Raw genomic sequence first — 20,726 nt, 5'->3', positions numbered from 1 at the left:
ATGAACACAATAATACTTGCCGAGGACCACAACCTAATCATTGAGGGATATCGCATGCTGATTGATGATATTGACGATCTTGAAATTGTGGCAACTGCTTTTGATGGGCAACAGGCAATCGATGAAATAGAAAAACACCAGCCCAACTATCTGATTTTGGATTTGCACATGCCTGTGGTTAATGGCCTGGATGTTCTAAGGCATGTTTCAGAGTATTTTCCAAAGACCAAAGTAATTGTAATAAGTATGTTTGGTGACCCTTCGATGCACCAAGCTGTGGTGCGCCTTGGTGCAAAAGGTTATCTCTTAAAGAACTCTGATCGTGAAGAATTTCTTCTTGCAATGAGCTTGGTAATGAATGGTAAAAGCTATTACAGCCCCGCCATATTTGAAGAACATACTAAGTGCCAAACTTTGCCTGGTTCTTCACAAATAATCCCCTTGGTAAGCCTTTCGGCTAGAGAAGAGGAAATACTTATTCTAATTGCTCAAGGATACACCAACAAGGAAATTGGGAGCCAGCTTATTTTAAGTCATAAAACTATTGACTCACATCGCTCCAACCTCATGAAAAAAATAAATGTGCATAACGTGACTGGTTTGGTAAAATATGCCATTGCAAATGGCTACGAGGTATAGCCACTCTTATATCACCAATTAATTACTATTTAAAAAGGATGAACCCTAAAGATCTTATATGATATTTGGGGTTCATCTTTTTTAAGGTTTTTTCATCCTAGAAATTTAGTTGCTTTATATCCCCTGTTGGAGTTACCCAGAATATCTGTTTCTCTATTTTCTCTTTAACCACTTCCTTTGGTTCTTTCTTCTCTTTTGGTTTTTCAGGTTTTGGAACCAATCTCATTTTTACTTCATATTCTATTTGTACCACAGGCTCCAGCATGGAAGGGTTTAGTACAAAATCATAATTCTTATTGAATTTGGGCATATAAAATTGAGATGTGGATTTTGGAGCAACATTTACAGCACCTGACTGCTTTACATACATCGCGTTTGAACTAAAAACCGTGTATGACTGATATTGCTCATGTGGCAAATGAATCAAGAAGCCTTCGGTCATTTGGCGGTCTTTATCTTTATAATCTTCATTGGTGAGCTGGCCATGTCTAAGTATTTTCTGTTTGAGCATCCCTTCGGCCTTCATTATCATCTTATCCTTTTTCTTATCAATGTCTTCAATAAAATAGTCTACACGAACCAAATCATAAATTTCGTTTTCGGCACAAATGGTCACTAGGTATTCTAACACTTTGGGATCAGAATACTTAAAGTGTAAATTCTTTTTTAGCTCAAAGCCAATTGGAATTTCATTGTAAGTGGTTTTTGAAAATATCTTTTTTGCAGCCTGTGTTTCATAAAGCGGAACAAATGAAATCATGTCTACAAACATTTCCACATCCCCGGATTTTCTAAGCACCCCGCTTCTTATAGAGTCGATTTTTGCCCGGAGTAAATCGTTGGCTTCCCTTTGGGTTTCGCCAACTTGTGTGGAGGTAAATATGGCCAAGTATGAATCTGCCGGAGCATTATACAACCCTTTTATACTAAAAGTTAAATCGCCAAGAGCTGGCATATTAATGAGTCCATAGTTTTGGTTTGAAGAAGCCTCTCGCATGGTAGCAATGCTGCTATTAGCTCTATAATCATAATTGCCTTTTACCTGCCCTATCACCGTAAGAGCTGTGCTAAGCAATGCGGCCGTAGCTATCAATTTTAATTTAAACATGATTTTGTGTTTTTAATTAATACTTAGCCAAAGCACCGCATTACAACAAAAAACACCTTGTAAGCCCTCGGTATAAGGATTGTATCTTATTTTACAGGAGTTTTACAAGACATTACAAACACCGCTATCTAGATTTGGAGTCCACAAAAAAACAAGAGCTTATCTACTTTGAACAACTGAAATACACGTTGCAAAAAGAAGTTGAAACTAGCCTGAATATTCGCAAAGAATTTAAAGAATGGTCAGGCAGTGATATTCAAACTTTTCAGGTAGACCTTGAGGAAAAATGCAAAAGCACGGTGAGCGAAAAGTGGGTGTACTTACACTTCAAAAACAAAAGTGATAAACTACCCCGTGTGGATGTTCTCAACCTACTGAGCCAGTATTGTGGTTTTAAAAACTGGGACGACTTTAAGCACCAAAATGAAGTAACTCCAAAAGCTGAAAAGAAAAATCGCTCAAAGCTTATCTATTTTACTCTTGCGGTGGTAATACTTGCTGGATTTGGAGTGTATGCACTGTTTCCCAAAAAGCAAAAGCTGGTAGTTGTTTTCACCGATGCTTACACACTAGAATCTGTTTCACAAAATAATCTAAGGATAGCTTTTGGTAAAAATAAAGGAAGAATGAAGCGAGGTTTGACTGTTTTCGAATTCCGCGAAAGCGACACTCTAAAAGTGAATGGAGCCTACTATAAAGAATTAGAAACTTTTGTTCGAAAAGAAGAAGCTAAAGACACTTTGCTATTGAAACTCTACCCTGATGATTACGCTATGATGCTTAATTATTTTTCGCGAACAGAGCATAAAAACTGGGAAAAACGCCAGCGTCAATTGCAAAAGGCCATTCACAATGATGCAGTTATTTTTCAAAGCCATCCGAAACACGATGGTATTGAAATATTGAACAAGGAAGAGTTTATAGACCGCTTGATTTTGCCCGTAAACAGTTTAAAGAATTTAGAAATACAAGACATAGTGTACGAGGATGACCAGATTATTAATCTACGATTTGTACAAAAAGACAATTAATATGAAAGCAGCAAAAAACATATTTAGCTTGGCAATTTGCCTGGTCACATTTAGCCTTGGCGCCCAAAGCGACAATAGCTATGGCAAAATGCAAAACCGTTTTGAAAAGAAGTCATTAGAGCCAGCGGATTCAGCTGCATTTATAGAAGCTGGTATGCAAAAAGCTCAAACCCTTTTTGAGTACAATACTGTGTACTTGCAAAACTCCACAAATGTGTCAAACCAAAAGTATGTAGAGAAAAAAGTGCCCGAGCTGTTTTTTGTAGCTGAAGGTGATTCTGTGGATATAGATCTTGTAATGCAAAAGGCACAAACTATCGTACAGAAGCAAACCGGTAAACCTGTAGAGTTAAAATTTGAACCAAAGGAAGGTGTTTTAGGACAAGTTTCAACCATCAACACATTGCCCACATTTAAAGCCGACTTGATAATTGTAAAGGTTAATAAGGCCTTTGGCAAAATGAGCAAACAGGTGTGGCAAGTATTTTTAGCCAATCCTACTTTTGAGGAATAAAAAAAGGGCTACTCTTTCGAGCAGCCCTCTCCTATTTAAGGAAATAACCCAATTTCCAAATTTATAGAACTGTAATCTTTACAGTTGTTGATTTTCCATTGGCCATTACACGTAGGTAATAAACTCCCGGTGCAAGGTTCTCAATGTGCAATTCGGTTTCTACATGGCCACCTACGCGACCTAAATCTTTGGTATAAACCACTTGTCCAACGGTGTTTACAAGTGCTAACTGTACGTCTTGTCCACCTACCAAATCAAGGTTTACATTAAACTTACCATTGTTTGGATTTGGATACACTTCTACCCTTCCGCTTAGCGAAAGCTCCGTTAGGCTCACGGTAGCCAATACCGTTTTTGAAATGGTATCGGTAGTTCCGCAAATAGTATCTGTAACAGTAAGGGTAACAGTATAACTACCTGCGGCTCCATAAGTATTTGTAGTATTTACACCAGATCCTGATTGTCCATCTCCAAAATCCCAGGTGTATACTTGCCCTTTTGAAGCTGAAGCATCAAAGTCAACATCAGCACCATTGGCATTTACAATAGATGTAAAATCAGCTACAGCTGAATCATTACGCACGCCCATGGTTAGAGCAATACGGTTGTTGCCACAAACATCATTACTTGAGTAATGCATAATAGAGCTTACCGCTCTAGGACCTCCCGAAGTCATATTGTTGCCAAAATAAGCTCCGGTTACACCTGCATAATATTCAAAATCGGCATTGTTGAAGAATAAGTCTCCCACCGCATTTAATGATGTAATATTCTCCCATCTGATTTTGGTTCCTTGCTTGTTGGCTAAGTAAAAGGAAATCGTGTCTCCTGTTGTAAATTGAACCGGAGAGGTGAAGTTAATACGATACCAAGCATTAGCCGATGCTCCCGTTATTGTAAGCGAATCAATAGCTGTCCAGTCTCCACGGGTAGTTTCGTGGCCTACAAAGTTTCCTTGTTTGTAAAAAGCAATAGGCTCAACGGTTCCACTGCTAGCTGGCACAAATGAGAAACCTGTAAAAGTGAAATCATTTTTAACATATATCTTAAACATATTTCCAAATTGTGAACTGGTGTGCGGAGCATCCACCACTAATTGATCCACTTCTTTGGAACGATCTAAAAACAATGTTTGGTTAGGTGAAACACTTACCGTATCACCAGTAGCAAATGGTGTTACATCAGTAGCATTCTGATACCAATTATGAACAATTCCGCTTTGTGAAACAGCAGCAAAGGCACCAGTTGTGTCATTGGTACAAATACCATAAATTGGGTAAACCATAGGTTGAACCGAAATGATTTCAATACCGTTAACTTGTAGGGTATCGTTATTAGTATTCTGATCTCCGGTATAAGAAAGTATTACTTCAAAGTTGAAGTTACCTCCCATATAGGAATTAAAGCCAGAGATAGTTATCGTATCACTCATTAGTGATGCTAACGGACCACTATAAGATCCTGAAAGTGTAGCTGTATTGGCTCCAGTAACATTCACAGTAACGCCAACATTTGTTACCGGTTGTACACCAAGATTAGTAAGCACTACGCTCACTGCCATATTGCTATCACCACAGTTTCCACTAAGTGGAGCAATAATCATATCCGGAGTCACATCATAACTCAATGGGGTGTATTCATCAGCACCAATATCCACACTAGTAGAACCTGATGCTGGTCTTGTATCGCTATCAAAATCTACGGTAATACCAACTGTATTGTCTCCCAAATCATTGGGTACAGTACCTACAATATGAAAATCATTAGCAGATACAAATCCAGGAGCTGCCTGAATAGAGTTCTGGTTCCACGCAGTATTCGCAGTTTTCCATGAAGCAAGTGTAGCTTCGCCATTTCCGATATTACCACCTGAGTTGTACAGGTTGTAATCGATGGTGGTATTACCTGGGGTAGTTGACACATATAAAGACGTACCTGTTCCTGAATTCTCTATAATATTATTACGAACATCAACACCCGCGGTGATTGAAGATGAACCAGTAAGGTACATACCGTATAATCCTCCTCCTTGAATAGAGTTGTGGAATATATCCAGATTTTCAGGGAAGTTTACATATATACCAGATCCACTGTTTGACTGAAGCATGTTATTCGCAATTATGCTATAGCTACCAGGGGTGGAATTAGAATAGTTTGAATAGGTCACGTACAAGGCATGATTGTCTGCACCATACACTTCATTGCCAATTATTTCAACATTGTCGGTATAGTAGATATGCATACCATATGAGCCTGATGCATTTCTAAGCCCGGTGACAGAGTTGCCTTCTATAGATACACTATCCATATGCTGGGTTCTCATACCATAGTAATACTGATTGGTTAACTCATTGTTAATCAAAGTCGCAACAGATGATTTAGAAGCCGAAGAAGTACCGTAAAGGGAAACTCCATAGTAGTTACCCGTAATCTTACAGTTACTCACATTCAGGTGAGAAACGCTATTTCCGGCAGTGGTAGCGCTCGTAGCAGAAGCCGTAGCTGCAAGTACAGAACTGAGAGAGGAAGTAGATGGATTTCCCATTAAGTGACAATTGTCAAAACTAACTCCGTACGTCTCATTATGCATCCACACTACATACATGCCGGAGTTCTCCGCGTAAATTCCATTGAAACTTACGTGAGCCGTTCTATCAAGTTCAATAGCTGCAGTCTGCCCAGTGGCAATTATACTATCTCCATAGTTAGCTGAACCATTAAAGGTAATGGTGTTAGTAGCACTGCTTCCATCTACATTCCCAAGGGTGAAAGCATTGTGGGTACCTCCTTGCAAATTGAATACAACAGGGCCATTAATACCACAGCCTGTGAGTGCATCAATCACCGAGTCAAGGGTTGCAAAGTTACTAGGCCCTGGAGTGCCTCCTACAGTGTAGGTTCCGTTAAGCCCTCCTCCTGCGCAATCAGTGCAAACCGTATAAGGGCCCATCAAGGCTGGAGCTCCGGGAATGCTGCTAGTACAGTTTAACTTAATATAGTATTCATAACAGCTATTGCTGTTCATACCGAGCATGGTGCCACTGGTATCAGGAGCCAACACATATACCGTATCTGGGGTAATCGAAGCTTGCATAAAACCTACTGGTCCCCAAATGATGTCTGCATTCTGGCCAGGCCCTTCCCACATAACCGTTGCAGAATTAGCTGTAACTGTATCCGTTATACCCAAAAGACCTGTACAAGGTGCTCCTGTAAATTCAATAGCTCCCGGATCAGTTGGTATTGTTCTAATTACACCATTTATGTCCTCAGAAATAATGCTGGTAAGATCAGCTCCCATTCCGTCAAGCACCGTGGTTTGAGGAGTAAAGTTATCATTGGCTAAATCCGTAAAGTAAGGATTACTAAATACAGAACTGACCTCTTGGCTGGTACTTGATTGCCAAGCGCTAAAGGTGCTAGCGAATCCACCGGAGTAGCCAAAATTGTCAGGAGTATTTGCTCCTACGTAATAGGCATTATTATCCATGCTACTCGGCAAAGTACTAGCATATACCAAACAAGAACCATTTCCGCTAGGGCCGTTAACATCATAGTAAATTAAGTTGTTACTAAAGTCAACATTATTCATTGTTGATGCAAAAAATACACCACGGCAATATGTATAAGTAGCAGTTCCTTGGTATGCTAGATCTTCTAATGCAATTGTATTATGGGCTATGGTAGTATTTGTTAAGTTGCTGAAATACATACCAAAGGTTACCCCTTCACTTTCCGTATTGTACACCAGGTTATTAGCTATTTCAGAAGGATTGGATGCAGTGCCTTCCATAGAAAGGACATACAGGTAATACGAAGAACTTGTAGAAGTTGGGTTTCCTGTAAAACCGTCATGTATTTTATTTCCAACAATTTTAGCTGACCCATTATGGTAAAATCTTAAAGCGTAAAGGGTGGTTGTGGTGGTTCTTCCCGCTCTGGAAACGTTGTTACCCGAAAACTCAAGATCGCGGTTATAGTAGATATACGCACCATAATAATGGAAATCTTCAATAATATTATTTCTAATGATATTTCCATTAGTAGAGTCTGAACTCTCTCCAACACATGTAATACCATAGTAACCACCATGAATTGTGTTACCTTCAATTGTGTTGTAATTACCACTTTGACCATAGGTAGTAGCACTTGCGACTGACCCGGAAATAGTAAGTCCTCCAAAACTGGTACTTGTTTGATCATCAGCAGAAGTAATAATACAATTACGAATTGTATTGTGATCAGCATTGTTGGTTAGCATTACTCCAAAACCATAATCGCCAGAACTTCCTAATGCTGTAATATTCAAGCTGTCGATGGTTAACCAATCTGTTCCATTAAGGGTAACTGTAGCTCTCTCTGCAGAGCTGGTTGCAAGAAACTGTAATGTATTGCCATTTCCGTTGATAGTCACAGTATTAGAAGCTGACACTCCGGGAATCTCTGATAGCATGAATTGCTCCGTATAGGTAGTACTTGTTCCTACAAGATTTACCGTTACAGGCCCACAAACACCATAGTTCATAAGCGACTGAGTAAGACTGGAAAATGACACAAAGTTAGTAGCACTTGCCGCGGTAGATTGATCCAATGTATATGTCCCGCTAAGGCCTGCGCGCAAATCAATTGTTCCTGAATTGTTTGCTGGGTCAGTATCTACTCCGGGTGCAATACTCGTCAACGTTACAACCACGGAGGTAAAAGAAGACCCTGAGATAGGAAGTCCTGTAATTGAAATTGAATCAACCTCACCACTAGCAAACACACCCACCATTGCAATTGGAGTTTGAGTTACTCCATTTACAGAATAATTTACATTATATGAATTGACCGTATCTGTTCCTTGGTTGCTTACCGCTATAATAATATCGGTGGTGGTTCCACAACTAGCGCCTCCTGGGTAAATATTAAGAATGCTCATATCAGGACCGGGAGGTGGAATAAACTCATAAGCACCGGGGTCAGGTGTAGTACTGCGAGCCGCACCATTAATATCTGTGGCAACCACAGTCTGGAGGTTGTCTCCTATATTATTAAAATAAGCAGCTGTTGGTGTATAATCACCCGTAGAGGGATCCACAAAGAAAGGATCTCCTTCAGCGCTATTTTGATCAAATGCACTGCTGTTCACCGCCTTCCAAGCTGTAAGGTCAGATATATTACCTCCGTAATAACCAAAGTTGAAATTGCCTGTTCCAGCGGAAGGCATATAATATCCGTTGTTATCAATCTCATAAGACGAAGATGAGTTCAGATAAAGCATATAATTTGCTCCAGCGGTACCCCTATCCATATATACTATGTTATTCTTAAACTTTACTCCCGTAGCTGAACCAGTTTGATAGAACATACGAGTCGCCCCAGTTCCTCCTATAGTTGGATCACCAGTAGATATGGTATTATGAAAATACCACCAATTATCAGAACCACTGTTATATATGTAGTATGAACTACCTGAATTATCCATATCACTGAATACGTTATTAAACACCTTACACTCACTGCCAACGCTAGCATCAGATGAAGTAGAATACACACCATACATGGCACTTGCTGAACCTGTAGCCTGAGCAAAACCGTGATGGAACCAGTTGTTGCTGATTTCCAGATCATAGCTATTTCTATTATAACTTCCATAGAAAGTAGATACACTCATTCTATTAAGGCGATGAATATCATTGCCACGAATAACAGTGCCGGTAGTGTAGGTACTATACAGACCGTACACTTGAAAATCACGGATGGTATTATCGATAAACTGGTTACCTTCTATATAGGAGCTAGCACTAAGCCCACCATGACGCACGCCATAATATCCTCCACTGATCTCATTGCCTTCAATAAGGTTATAATTACCATTATTTCCTGCAGTGGTAGTTGAGGTAAGGCTACCGCTAAAACTCAAAGCAGCAGTAGTGGTTGCTGTTGCACTTCCATCCATTTCAATAACACAGTTGCGTACAATATTTGAGTCTGCCTGATTGGTAAACTGAAGTGCCATACGGTTTGAGGTTCCGACAGCCATAATATGCAATGAATCAAGTATGATATGATCTGTACCGTTAAGTACCAATGCTGCATAGTTAGTGCTACCTGAATCTATAATAGACTCACCATTTCCGTTAATTGTAACTGTATTAGTGGCAGATGCACCGGGTATAGCAAAAAACTCTACCTGTTCATTATATACTCCTGAACCAGGGGTTACATTCACGGTGAGTGGACCACTTATCCCACATATCGAAAGCGCATTCGCTAAGTCTGTGAATGATGTAAAATTAGTAGCACTTGCTCCAGCATTCTTATTGACTGTATACGTGCCTGAAAGGCTTGCACATGTGGTAGTAAAGGAAAATAAACTCCAGGCACTTGAATCTGTAGCCGAGCAAATTTCTTTTACATATACATCATACGTGGTCAAATCGGTTAGACCGCTTAGAGATATGGTGTCATTGGTTGATGCTGATTTAATTCCCTGCCCCAAGGTAAATCCTGAAGTTCCATATTCCACTTTAAAGGTCGATCCCGCATTGTTTTGAGTCCAGTAAACATCCGCTGTTGCGCGCGAAATATTGGTTGCACCAAGACCGACTGGGCTCAAGCATGATGGAGGAACACAGGGGGTTAACTTTCCTGTTACCCAATTAGAAAAATTCCCAGAAAGGGCAAAACCATGAAGCTGTCCATTATTACTCAACCCAGATTCGTCATAAGATATAGTATCATTTGTATTGATACCACCAGCTGTACCACTATTGAACCTGTGGTAAGCTACCAGCCCTGCTTGTGCTTGGCAAAATTCGGTAGCAGAATCAGCTATGAGCTGAGCTTGGGTTCTGGCCACATTCCAAACCCTGACTTCTTCCATTGCTCCATCAAAATTATGAGGTTGCATAGAAGCCATTCTTTGACCGATACGCATATCGGATACACCCTGAATATTTAATGAAGTAGACATATTACCTTGTACATCCATTACACCATCAACATAAAGTGTATAATTATTTGTGGCATTGGGATCATACACTACAGCTACATGATGCCAGGTGCTATCCCCCACGTTAATAGTTCCGTTCATTCCGGATCCAGAAATTTCGATTCGGAGAACATTACTAATACCCCCTACATCCTGAAGTCGAAATGTAAAACGGCTTCCAATTGCATTGGCACCCCAGTCTGTTATGATCTGCGGATTACCTCCACTATTGTTTTTTATCCAAGCTTCTACTGTAATTGGCGTGCTACCGCCTAATATCCCCGGAAACGTGGTTTGCACGTAATCATCTACTCCATCAAAATGAAGGGCATTTTGGCTATAGCCACTATTAACTATGCATACCGCAAATAGAAGTGTCGCTAAATGCTTAATAAACTGTAATTTCTTTTTCATCAAAAAAGGGGACTTAAATTTTAAATTTTGTTAGTTTTCCTGCTTACCGTAAATAATGAGTTCATTCCTCACTAAGCACAGATAATCAGTAGTTTTGACTGGTGAAATTATATATTGAAGGCTTGCAGAACATACCCTCTAGGGTACCCACCCTAGGTAATTGCGGTATTCACCTTAGAATAGGTATTACATGTATTATTGAGATGTACATCTTTTCTTTGTAGCTGATTCAAGCTGTATAAGCAGACATCTATGAAAACAAAAAACATACATATTTGGAAGTTCATAATTCTACTGCTGCTGGTACTTCCCGTCAGGCCAGCACAAGCACAAAAGAACTCTCCACTTAGCATTTCAGAAATTCACACTTTGACAGAAACTATGGTGAATTATTCACCAGACAGTACATTGGCTCTGCTCAATTTGGCTTCCCATAAAATCGATTTGCTTAAAGATAAAAAGCTAGCATCCGCTTATCGGGCGGATAACAACTTAAGAATGGCCGATTACTGGGTTTTTGAAGACATTAAAAAGGCAAAAGAATATTTAAGTAGATCACATGATTATTATAAAAGCAACGTCAATAATAAAAGGTTAGCTGAAATATTTTGTCTAAAAGCACAAATCATAAAGCTGGAAGGGAAAGTGCGAATTGAAGCCATTGAAGAGGCTCTTCCCTACTTTGACACAGCACTGACTTATGCCCTTTTACAAGATAATCCAAAAACACCTGCATTCATATACTATGAAAAAGCCATTACACTTCAGCAAGCTGAAAGATGGCAAGAAAGTCTTGAAAATGCCTTTCTTGATATTCAATATGCTGAACTTTCTGGTGATTCGCTTTCCATGGCAATGTCTTATTTTTTGATGGGAAGAATTTATAACTATTTTGGATTTTCAGACTATTCAGAACCCTACATTGCAAAAGCAATAAGCTATGGAGATGGAATGTTTCTCCTATTCTCGGTTATTCATTCATACGCTAATATTCTTTTGGAAAATGGTAAAACTGAGCACGCATTGGAAAACTATCAATTAGCATTAAAAATTTGCCTTGAAAAAGGTCGCCTGGATCGAGCCAAAGTTATCCATACTTCCATCGGTCAGGTGCACCTTCGTGAAGGTAATTTCAAACTTGCCGAAGAAGCCTTTTTTGCAATCAATGAGCTCCACAAAGTAGAAAAATCTGAATTCCCAAACTCCCTTCTATTTTCGGCCCAAATGCACCATTACTGGGGTGATAACATAGCAACATTGAATAGTTTGAAGAAGTTGACAGAAAATTATAGCTCAACAAATTTTTATGCTTCGGAAATTGATATCTATAAAGGGGTTGCCGATTTATACTTCCAATTAAACCTTCCAGAAAAATCTTCTTTGTTTTATAAAAAATGGGGAACATTAAAAGACAGTTTGCAAACATATTCAAGCAGATTGCAGCTGGGTGAATTGGAAAAAATGTATTTTAATGAACGAGCTAAAAATCAAACAATTACCCGAAAGAACGAAGAATTAAAAGAAAGCCGTTCTACACAAGCCACCATGGGTGTCCTTTTTATTACCCTCATAGTTATTGGAGTTTGGGTAACATACTTCATAAGAATGAAGGGTTTGAAAGAAAATCAAAAACTTAAGTTTGCCTTGAAAACTAAACAACTGGAGCAACTGATGGAGGTACAGGAAACCGAGCGACAACGCATTGCTCGTGAGCTACATGATGGCATCGGACAATCATTAGCAGCTCTTAAACTACAGTTACAATTTGATGAAGCCCCCAATGCTCAGCAAGTTACTATGGAAAGGGTAAATGCCTTGTGTAAAGAAGTGCGAACTCTTTCCCATCAAATGATGCCCTTAGTTCTCAGAGAAAACGGACTCAAAGCGGCCATAGAACAGTTATTAAAAAGCTCTTTTACCAATCCCGAGATAGAAGCTGATATGGTAACCCATAATGTGGATTTACGTTTATCCGAAAAAACTGAAGTTCACTTATATCGGATTACTCAAGAGTTGATTTCCAACATATTGAAACATGCAAATGCCACAAATGTGGGTGTTCAACTTTTGCTTAGAGATGATACGATGATTTTGATTGTAGAGGATAATGGAATAGGGTATGTTCAGGAAGATAAAATTGAAGGGATAGGCATCAGTAATATATATTCCAGAGTGGAAGCTCTTTCCGGGCGAATGAGAATCCGGTCTTCTAAAGAGAACGGAACATGCGTGCATATAGCCATCCCTTACTCCCATCAGTCAAATAAAAAAACAGCTTAACCGTAGTAGTATTATGGAAACTATCGTAATAGCCGAAGACCACAAATTAATTTTAGAGGGATACCTCATGCTGATTAATAAAATTGGAGACTTGGAAGTGGTAGGTTCCGCTTCGGATGGTGAAGAAGCTATTGAGCTTATTGAACAGCATCGTCCAGATTATTTAATTCTTGACCTACATATGCCCAAAGTAAATGGGCTTGATGTGATGAAACATATAAATGACTGTTTTCTCAGCACCAAGGTGATTATCATCAGTATGTTTGGTGACTCATCAATACACCGCCAGGTAGTAAGGCTTGGTGCCAAAGGTTATATTCTAAAGCATTCGGATAGTGAAGAGTTTCTTTTGGCGATTGACTTAGTAAGGAATGGAAAAAGCTATTATAGTCCGGCAATATTTGAAGAGCAGAGCAAAGTAAAAATCATTCCTGGCTCCACTCCTGTGGTTCCTATGGCCAATCTTACCTCAAGGGAAAAAGAAATACTTACACTTATTGCTCAAGGATATACGAACAAGGAAATTGCTGAAAAGCTTCATGTTAGCCACAAAACGATTGATAGCCACCGTACAAATCTTATGAAAAAAATAGGTGTTCGTAATATTACCGGCTTGGTAAAATACGCCATGGCCAATGGCTATGATGTATAAAACATCATTTGAGAAAACAAGAAGGGCCTGATTTTTTTATCAGACCCTTCTTGTTTTTAGCAGACTCACAAATTACCAGTTCTCTATTCTTTTATCCAATGAGCGGTGAAGTTTTCATCTTTGCTCATCAACCTCAAAGTATAAACACCTGGGTTTATTGCTGATACATCTGTAGATAGCCTTCCAGCGCTATCAGCTTCTATGTTTTTGCTTTTTATAAGCTTTCCCTGAACATCATAAACTTCAAGAGTAAACAACACCTTGCTTGATCCCAAAGGTAGGTTCACTGAAATTCTGTTTTTTACAGGGTTAGGATAAACTGACACCTCCCTAAAGGCTCCATTTTCTCCTAAGCCACTGGTGTTGCAATTGGTATCAACAGCAACTGTAATGGTGTCTCTGGCCATGCATCCATTTGCATCGGTCCTTTCTACATGATAGGTGCCTGCAGCATAAACTTTGAAACTACTTTGAGTGGTGTTATTTTGCCACTTATAAGTTGCTCCTGTCAATGTAGCGTCAAGCTCTAAAGTATCTCCAGCGCATATAACGGTATCATTTCCTAAGTCGACATCAATTACATTGTAAAACGAAACAGTCACTGTGTCCTTATCACTACAACCGTTTTTAAATACCTCAACGTAATAGGTACCTTGGCTTGTAACTATTAAATTTCGAAGAGTAGATTGATCACTCCAAACAATACTATCTCTACCCGCCCCTGCATCAAGTACAGCTTGGTCGCCTGGGCAAATGGTACGATCAGAGCCTAAGTTAACAATAGGAGGACCTGTTACGTTAATTGTTTTGGTGATTGAATCAGAACAGGCTGTTCCTGACACTACCAATTTTATAGTGTATACCCCAATGGTATTATATCGCTTGCCATAGTTTGCAGACGTTACCGTTGCCACATTATTTTCATACCATTGTTGGCCACTGGCTCCTGTACTGGTATTGTTAAAGTAAATCGAATCCCCTACGCAGATTGTAGATTGGGAAGGCGTGAACCCGGGAACAGCACTACAGCATGAATTTACAGTAAGTGATGTATTTATTGTAGATACCACAGATGAGTTTAGTACACCTTGAATAACCACGCTGTACGTTCCAGCTGGAATCATTCCAAGATTTATGTTCTCGGTATTCATCGATAAAGCACCAAGGCAAATTGGACCAAGACTATAATCTAATGATACAGTAATGGTATTTCCAGAAATAGAAAAGGTATTCCCATTGTGAGCCGCATTTATACAAAGCTTAAGTACCGAAACATCTAACTGTGTATTTGTACAACTTGTAGCAGGAAGGGATGGAAATGATGAGCTTTGCAGTTGAATATTTTGGGCATTCACCAAAAATGAGCTGATTAAAAACATCACCAAAAAAAAGCCTGAAAGGAAAGAATAGTGTTTTTGCATTTGAAGTTACGTTTGTTGATTTGAGTTATAAATATAACTATTAAAGCAACACTACATCAGTCCTTTACAGTCAGTAGTTATGTGCCTTATCCGATCTGTCAAAAACATTTCTCTCTCAAAACAGCTGTGTCAAGGAATATCTAAGAAGCCTAAGTGCTCGATTTTTGACAAGGGTTTGTAAAGTGATTTCAAACCCAAATCTTACGTTTATCAATTCTTACTTCTCCTTCCTTCTCTAGTTTTTTAATGGCTCTGATAGCCGTCTCAACTCGCAGGCCCGTAAGATCCGCAATCTGCTGTCGTGTAAGCTCTACTTGATAGTTAAACTTTTCAGTCTTTTCATAAATATCATGCTTCAAATAATTAAGCAAACGCATAATTCGATGCCGAGGTGCCTCATGTGAAATTTCCTGAGCCATCATTGCTTTGTAATGTAGCCTGTTGGCAATTTGACGAGTTATCTCAAAGTGAATTTTTGGGTGGTCATTTATAAGTTGATAAAACCCAGCTTTGGGCAATTGCCACACCTTCACATCGTTCAATGCAATGGCACTACCTGGGTATCCAAACTCACCAAAAAGTGGTGGCTCCCCAAAACACCTACCTGCCGAAAATATTCTTTGAATAAACTCCTTTCCCTCCTCACTCAGGCTACAAATTTTTACCTCACCATTTATTAATTCAAAGTAAAATCGAGGTTGATCTCCCTGTTCAAAAATTACTGCATCCTTTTTATAAATGTGTCTTGTAGCCCCGTAGGCCACCAATATTTTTTCTTCAATAATCATTTTAAAAGATGATTGAAATCATAAAGGACAAATTTATCCTAAAATACATTTGTAGCAGAATTAAAAACATTATCTATGAGTACTTTAAGTCGTATAAATTCAAAAATTGACCAGCTGCAATTCAGCTATTACGGCATTATGTCTGTCACTCTCATGGCCGGATCATACGTTGCCTCAGTAGCTCTTATCGTTATTTTGATGAACAACGCCCCTACCTGGCAAATTGCTTTGATAAGCTGCACAGCCATGGGCTCTAATGCAGCTGCAATTTCACATGCTCCCTTGCGCTGGGTAGTATGGTCATTTATTACAAATATCCTCGCCAGCTTATTTTTGATCCTTATCTCTTTGTTTTAAGAACTTAGGCCCAAAATGGGTCTTCCCAAGTATTTAGAGATTGTTCTGCCGGACGGGAATGTAACTGCTGGTTCATCTTCAGCAGTTCTTCCGCTCCGGCTTTTTCTTGAATTACGTTAAAGAGGGTCCGCTCTTCAAAACGAATATGGGCCTTCAGTTCTTTTGCAATTAGCTGGCAGGCATTATCCAGGTTTTCTTCATCAAAAAACAACACACGCAAGCGCTTGTGCCCGTCCATGGCATGCATCACTCCCTCGTCTTTCATTCCTATCAGAGGAAAGAGCAATTCCTCTTCTTCCCTAAAATGCTGCTCAAGTTGTGTTTCAAAAAAATGCTTTGCATAGGCCATAATCCGTTCTGCAGAAACACCTTTCTTATGCCCCTTATTGATCTTCCAACAAAGCATTAAGCCATGATGATGGTCATGGCTTAATGGTTGTAAATATTTATCTCGTTTGATGGGCTGGGGCTTGTCCATTCCTAGATTTTATAATCTTTCCCCCAGTTTTCTAGCTCCTCCTCACTATACAGGCTAGGAAAAAACTTGCGTTGCTGATACATAGGGTGTAGATACTTTTTCCACTCGCTGCCACCAGTTGCAGCCTTAGTTTCGCCTTTTGCATCCAAATAATGTGCTGCGGTACGCAAGTGTACCAAAGGCCATTCTATATTATATAGTTTATCAAATTCGCGCAGCAACTCACGAGTCTCCTGTGAGCAAGTTTCAAGGCGGGCATTTACCTTATCTTCTAAGGTGTTGCCTTGCATTTCGCGAGCCAGTTTTTTCAAGTTCTCACCATACTTCTCCATAAAAAGTGTGTAAGTAAGGCTCGCTTCATAAGTTTCACGATTCAAACCTGCATCTTTCCAATATAGGTTGTCAAAAAAGTCATCTATAGTAGGACGGAGCGGCAAACGCTTTTTACCTCTTGAATTAACCAAATTAGGCAGTGATGTGCAGCGAAGTTCTATGTATCTAAAATTTGCACTTTGAAAACCACTGGCTGGGGCTAAAGCTTTGTGAAATGTATTGTAATCATCATAATCCATCCCTTCGCGCATCACGTCAAAAGAAGTAATGAGCATACGCGTGTAGCGAATCATGCGCTTTACTTTTTCTGCCAGCTTTTCACCTGTTACAGGCATTGGGCCAGTGATTTGCCTAAGCTCATGCAGCACCAATTCTTGCATTAACTCAGTTACCTGATGATAGATGACGAATATCTTTTCATCTTCATAATCAGTTCTCGGCTTTTGTAATGACAGTAAAGTATCTACCTGTATATAATCCCAATATGTAAGTGGTTTAGATAGAAATAGTCCTTCTTTATAGGTTTCAGGATTCTCTCCCAGGTTACGATATTTCTCGTCTATTCTGTCATTCACATCACTCATAGTAGGGCTGCTTATATGGTTCTTTGATTTGGGTGCTGGTGAATATATTCTATTTTATGAAAAAACATAGATGCCATATTTTGAGCTCGCATCTTAGCCTCATCGGCTATGGCCCCTTCAAAATGGTCATCTACCGTCTGTAAAAATAAGCCAAGCCATGCCTCGAAATGCTCTTGCTGGAGCGGCATTTGAGCATGAGGAGGAAATGGCCTTCCGTTATAAGTGTTCTCCGCTAACAGAATGCTTCCCCAAAATTTGTACATCTTTTCCAAATGCTCCGGCCATCTATCCTTTATCACCCCAATAAATATGGGACCGATCAATGGATTCCTTTGCACTTTGCCGTAAAACTCGTCTACCATCAACTTTATATCCTCCGATTGAGAGATATCTTTCTTCATATTCACAATATTTTCTCCGCTTAACATCTTGCACAAAGATACAAGCTCCCGAAGTGTTACAGCGTATTTTCCAATTCTCTGCCTTTCATGTTTTCCTCCATAGCTTTTGCACCCGGAAAAAGAATATTATTTTCCAAGTGAATATGCTTGTGTAGGTCATCTTCAAATTCCTGTAGCAAGGCAAAAGTTACTCTGTAAGTATTGCAAGCATCAACAGGCGGATTGTAGTCATTGCTCAGTGCGGCAATTTTGCGAAAGCGTTCCCCTTCCGCATCATGTTCGTGCATCATCATGGCAATAGGGTTTTCTACGGCACCAAAATGTGGAGTAAACATGGCCTCGCCTGTGGTTTTCGCCACTACCATTTTCCTGATAAAGGGAAATAAAACCAGCTCTTCCTTTTTCATGTGCTGTGCCAGTTCGCCCACAGAACCAGTGAAGAGTTCATTGATTTCAAACAATTCCGGATGGCGATCGCCATGCACTTTGCAAAGCTTATCCAAAAACGGTTTGATTTCTTGTGAACGTGCTTCTACATATCGGTGATGCTTCTTCCCAATATAATCTGCCAACAGATCCAAAGGCCAGCTTTTGTAATCGGTACTGTCATCCTCTTTGGCATTTATCACTGCTTCCAGGTCACGTATCACTTCCCAAATGCTGATGTCTTTCTTTTGACAAGCATCGCTAATGGTGCGACCACCTTGACAGCAAAAGTCAATTTTGTGTTTCTTAAATACGGTAGCCAGTTTGTAATTCTCAGCTACCAACTCTCCTATTTGTCTTTGTTCTAGACCTTCCATATTTGAAAAATTTAATTTATTAAAAAAGGACTTTTTTATCCTAAATACATTCAAAAAAAATCAGCGGGTTAAAAAGCTAGCACCATTTTTAAGCCCCAATGCCAGTTCTTGCAGTGTGGTGGAGTTTAGCATTAGCGTAAGCTCATCACGTACTATTTCAAATTTATGATGAACAGGGCATGGTCTTTCACTATCGCAAGTTTCTAAGCCTAAGCCACAACCCACAAAAACGCTGTCACCATCTATTGCGCTTACAATTTGTGCAAGATTCATTTTGCTTGGCGCCTCCGCCAAAATAAATCCTCCGGTGGGCCCTTTGGTGGAAATTAGCAAACCTTCTCTTGATAGTGTTTGTAAAATTTTTGCTGTAAAAGCTACAGGCGAGTCTGTGCCGGCAGCAATCTCTTTAAGGCTCACCTTACCCGCTTCACCACTTTTTTGAGCGATGTAGATCATTGCCTTTATGCCGTATTCACAAGCCTTCGAAAACATTGAAATAATTTTACCCGACAAATATAATGTATTTTACAATTTCGGATAAAAATATCTTTTATTTTAATTTACTGATAAATCTCATAAATAAGCCTAAGGCTCTATTGTATCTTTGACCCATCAATGGGAAAGTTAATTTCAAATAGCATCTTAATCTTGGTAGTGATCAGCTCACAGCTATATAATAGCATGGTGACGGCCATCTACCAGATGAGCTATGACTACTATGTTCAAGAGCTTTGTGAAAACAAGAGTACCCCAGAGCTACATTGTGATGGTAAATGTTTTTTTGCCAAGCAGCTGTCACTTTCTGAAAACAAGCACAACGAAACTGAGCCTCCCGTTTTGATTCCTAGCCTAAGGCTTTTCTCCCCTACTACCTATAGTTGGGTTGCCACTTTCGTGGAAAATGAAAGTGCCCCAGTATTTTATGACAATTTGAGCCTACACCTCAGCATTCCTTATTTAGCGGCCATTGATCATCCTCCGCAGGTTTAAAAAACGAAAGCTCTATTCTATTTTTCAAAATCGTTTTTTAAATCTAATTTTTTCAAATAATGAAAACCCTAAATAAATGGGCCACAATGGCACTTACCATTGGTCTGTCATTTCAATTCAGTGCGTGTGATAAAGATGACGACAGCACCACTCCCCCAAAAAACAATGACGCCCTAAGCAGCTATGTACTAGCCGGTGAACAATCTACCTCATCAGCAGATGTAAAACTCTACTTTGGAGAAGATGCTTTTGTTGGCTACAATCATGTTGCGGTGCGCCTAACGGAATCTGGAACGGATAATATGATAGAAAATGCCACGGTGAGTTTTTTACCTATGATGGATATGGGAACCATGATGCACAGTGCGCCATTTTCTAATCCTACTTTTGATGTGGACATGGATGCCTACATGGGCTCTTCTACCTTTATAATGCCAAGTGGCACCATGGGTAGCTGGACCTTTTCAGTGCTTGTGGAAGTGAATGGAGGATCAATGGACACTGCTACTTTTACTATAGAAGTGGAAGCTAAGCAAGAAGCTAAGCTGTACAACTTTAAGTCTGCTCTAAATGATGACACCTACTTTGTGGCACTCAAAGAACCAATGGCCCCTGAAGTGGGATTAAATGACTTTGAAGTAATGGTGTACAAACGCGAAACCATGATGAGTTTTCCGCCAGCTACTGATCTCAAAATAGAAATAGAACCCGAAATGCCTAGTATGGGGCATGGCTCTCCCAACAATGAGAACCCGACACACGTGGGTGATGGTCTATATAGTGGTAAGGTAAACTTTACCATGACTGGCTATTGGAAGGTGAATATGAAAATAATGGATGCTCAGGACAGTGTAATCAAAGCTGATGGATTCTTTGACATTACTTTTCAGTAAGATACTACCCTAAGCGCCTACCATATTAATAAACAAAAGAACAGTACTATCCTGTCGGCAAATT

General features: G+C 39.6%; 17 protein-coding genes. 8 read left to right on the top strand and 9 right to left on the bottom strand.

Annotated elements, in window-relative coordinates; translation table 11 throughout:
* On the top strand, positions 1–639 hold the full coding sequence (locus tag OWEHO_RS17195; protein WP_014203778.1) for a response regulator: 639 nt from the start codon (positions 1–3) through the stop codon (positions 637–639).
* 97 nt (positions 640–736) lie between these two features.
* Here OWEHO_RS17195 and OWEHO_RS17190 read toward each other — a convergent pair whose 3' ends face one another.
* Positions 737–1,747, bottom strand: coding sequence for a hypothetical protein (locus tag OWEHO_RS17190; protein WP_014203777.1), 1,011 nt, complete (start codon positions 1,745–1,747; stop codon positions 737–739).
* 134 nt (positions 1,748–1,881) lie between these two features.
* Between OWEHO_RS17190 and OWEHO_RS17185 the strand changes: the two genes are divergently transcribed.
* Both OWEHO_RS17185 and OWEHO_RS17180 read left to right on the top strand, forming a co-directional pair.
* On the top strand, positions 1,882–2,778 hold the full coding sequence (locus tag OWEHO_RS17185; RefSeq protein ID WP_014203776.1) for a hypothetical protein: 897 nt from the start codon (positions 1,882–1,884) through the stop codon (positions 2,776–2,778).
* Position 2,779: 1 nt separating this feature from the next.
* Positions 2,780–3,292: a hypothetical protein gene (locus OWEHO_RS17180; RefSeq protein WP_014203775.1), complete on the top strand. Its 513-nt coding sequence runs from the start codon at positions 2,780–2,782 to the stop codon at positions 3,290–3,292.
* 61 nt (positions 3,293–3,353) lie between these two features.
* Here the strand turns inward: OWEHO_RS17180 and OWEHO_RS17175 are convergent, their stop codons facing one another.
* A complete protein-coding gene (locus OWEHO_RS17175) occupies positions 3,354–10,682 on the bottom strand; it encodes a right-handed parallel beta-helix repeat-containing protein (protein ID WP_014203774.1) in 7,329 nt (2,442 codons plus the stop codon).
* 252 nt (positions 10,683–10,934) lie between these two features.
* Between OWEHO_RS17175 and OWEHO_RS17170 the strand changes: the two genes are divergently transcribed.
* On the top strand, positions 10,935–12,962 hold the full coding sequence (locus tag OWEHO_RS17170; protein ID WP_014203773.1) for a tetratricopeptide repeat-containing sensor histidine kinase: 2,028 nt from the start codon (positions 10,935–10,937) through the stop codon (positions 12,960–12,962).
* 13 nt (positions 12,963–12,975) lie between these two features.
* A complete protein-coding gene (locus OWEHO_RS17165) occupies positions 12,976–13,614 on the top strand; it encodes a response regulator (protein WP_014203772.1) in 639 nt (212 codons plus the stop codon).
* An 83-nt stretch (positions 13,615–13,697) separates the two neighbouring features.
* Here OWEHO_RS17165 and OWEHO_RS17160 read toward each other — a convergent pair whose 3' ends face one another.
* Positions 13,698–15,035 (bottom strand): T9SS type A sorting domain-containing protein, encoded by a 1,338-nt coding sequence (locus tag OWEHO_RS17160; protein ID WP_014203771.1) that lies wholly within the window; start codon positions 15,033–15,035, stop codon positions 13,698–13,700.
* A gap of 188 nt (positions 15,036–15,223) precedes the next feature.
* A complete protein-coding gene (locus OWEHO_RS17155; protein ID WP_014203770.1) occupies positions 15,224–15,823 on the bottom strand; it encodes a Crp/Fnr family transcriptional regulator in 600 nt (199 codons plus the stop codon).
* Between the two features lie 75 nt (positions 15,824–15,898).
* Here OWEHO_RS17155 and OWEHO_RS17150 point away from each other — a divergent pair, with 75 nt between their 5' ends.
* Positions 15,899–16,180 carry a hypothetical protein gene (locus OWEHO_RS17150; RefSeq protein WP_014203769.1) on the top strand — a complete coding sequence of 94 codons (282 nt, stop codon included), beginning with the start codon at positions 15,899–15,901 and terminating at the stop codon, positions 16,178–16,180.
* Positions 16,181–16,184: 4 nt separating this feature from the next.
* Here OWEHO_RS17150 and OWEHO_RS17145 read toward each other — a convergent pair whose 3' ends face one another.
* From OWEHO_RS17145 to OWEHO_RS17125, 5 genes are read right to left on the bottom strand one after another with little or no spacing between them, the layout of a single operon-like run.
* Positions 16,185–16,658, bottom strand: coding sequence for a hypothetical protein (locus OWEHO_RS17145; protein ID WP_014203768.1), 474 nt, complete (start codon positions 16,656–16,658; stop codon positions 16,185–16,187).
* A 2-nt stretch (positions 16,659–16,660) separates the two neighbouring features.
* The gene (locus tag OWEHO_RS17140; RefSeq protein WP_014203767.1) at positions 16,661–17,575 is read right to left on the bottom strand and encodes a tryptophan 2,3-dioxygenase family protein; all 915 of its coding nucleotides are present in this window, start codon (positions 17,573–17,575) and stop codon (positions 16,661–16,663) included.
* Between the two features lie 11 nt (positions 17,576–17,586).
* Positions 17,587–17,976, bottom strand: coding sequence for a group III truncated hemoglobin (locus tag OWEHO_RS17135; protein WP_014203766.1), 390 nt, complete (start codon positions 17,974–17,976; stop codon positions 17,587–17,589).
* Positions 17,977–18,032: 56 nt separating this feature from the next.
* The gene (gene ric, locus OWEHO_RS17130; protein WP_014203765.1) at positions 18,033–18,779 is read right to left on the bottom strand and encodes an iron-sulfur cluster repair di-iron protein; all 747 of its coding nucleotides are present in this window, start codon (positions 18,777–18,779) and stop codon (positions 18,033–18,035) included.
* A 60-nt stretch (positions 18,780–18,839) separates the two neighbouring features.
* Positions 18,840–19,271 carry an RrF2 family transcriptional regulator gene (locus OWEHO_RS17125; RefSeq protein ID WP_014203764.1) on the bottom strand — a complete coding sequence of 144 codons (432 nt, stop codon included), beginning with the start codon at positions 19,269–19,271 and terminating at the stop codon, positions 18,840–18,842.
* 123 nt (positions 19,272–19,394) lie between these two features.
* Here OWEHO_RS17125 and OWEHO_RS17120 point away from each other — a divergent pair, with 123 nt between their 5' ends.
* Positions 19,395–19,769 carry a hypothetical protein gene (locus OWEHO_RS17120; protein WP_014203763.1) on the top strand — a complete coding sequence of 125 codons (375 nt, stop codon included), beginning with the start codon at positions 19,395–19,397 and terminating at the stop codon, positions 19,767–19,769.
* Positions 19,770–19,828: 59 nt separating this feature from the next.
* Positions 19,829–20,662, top strand: coding sequence for a FixH family protein (locus OWEHO_RS17115; protein ID WP_041627707.1), 834 nt, complete (start codon positions 19,829–19,831; stop codon positions 20,660–20,662).
* The last annotated feature ends 64 nt before the right edge of the window (positions 20,663–20,726 follow it).

This window comes from Owenweeksia hongkongensis DSM 17368, from assembly GCF_000236705.1.
Lineage (GTDB): Bacteria > Bacteroidota > Bacteroidia > Flavobacteriales > Schleiferiaceae > Owenweeksia > Owenweeksia hongkongensis.
The sequence above is the reverse complement of the archived record's forward strand: the minus strand, read 5'-3'. Positions and strand labels throughout refer to the sequence as shown.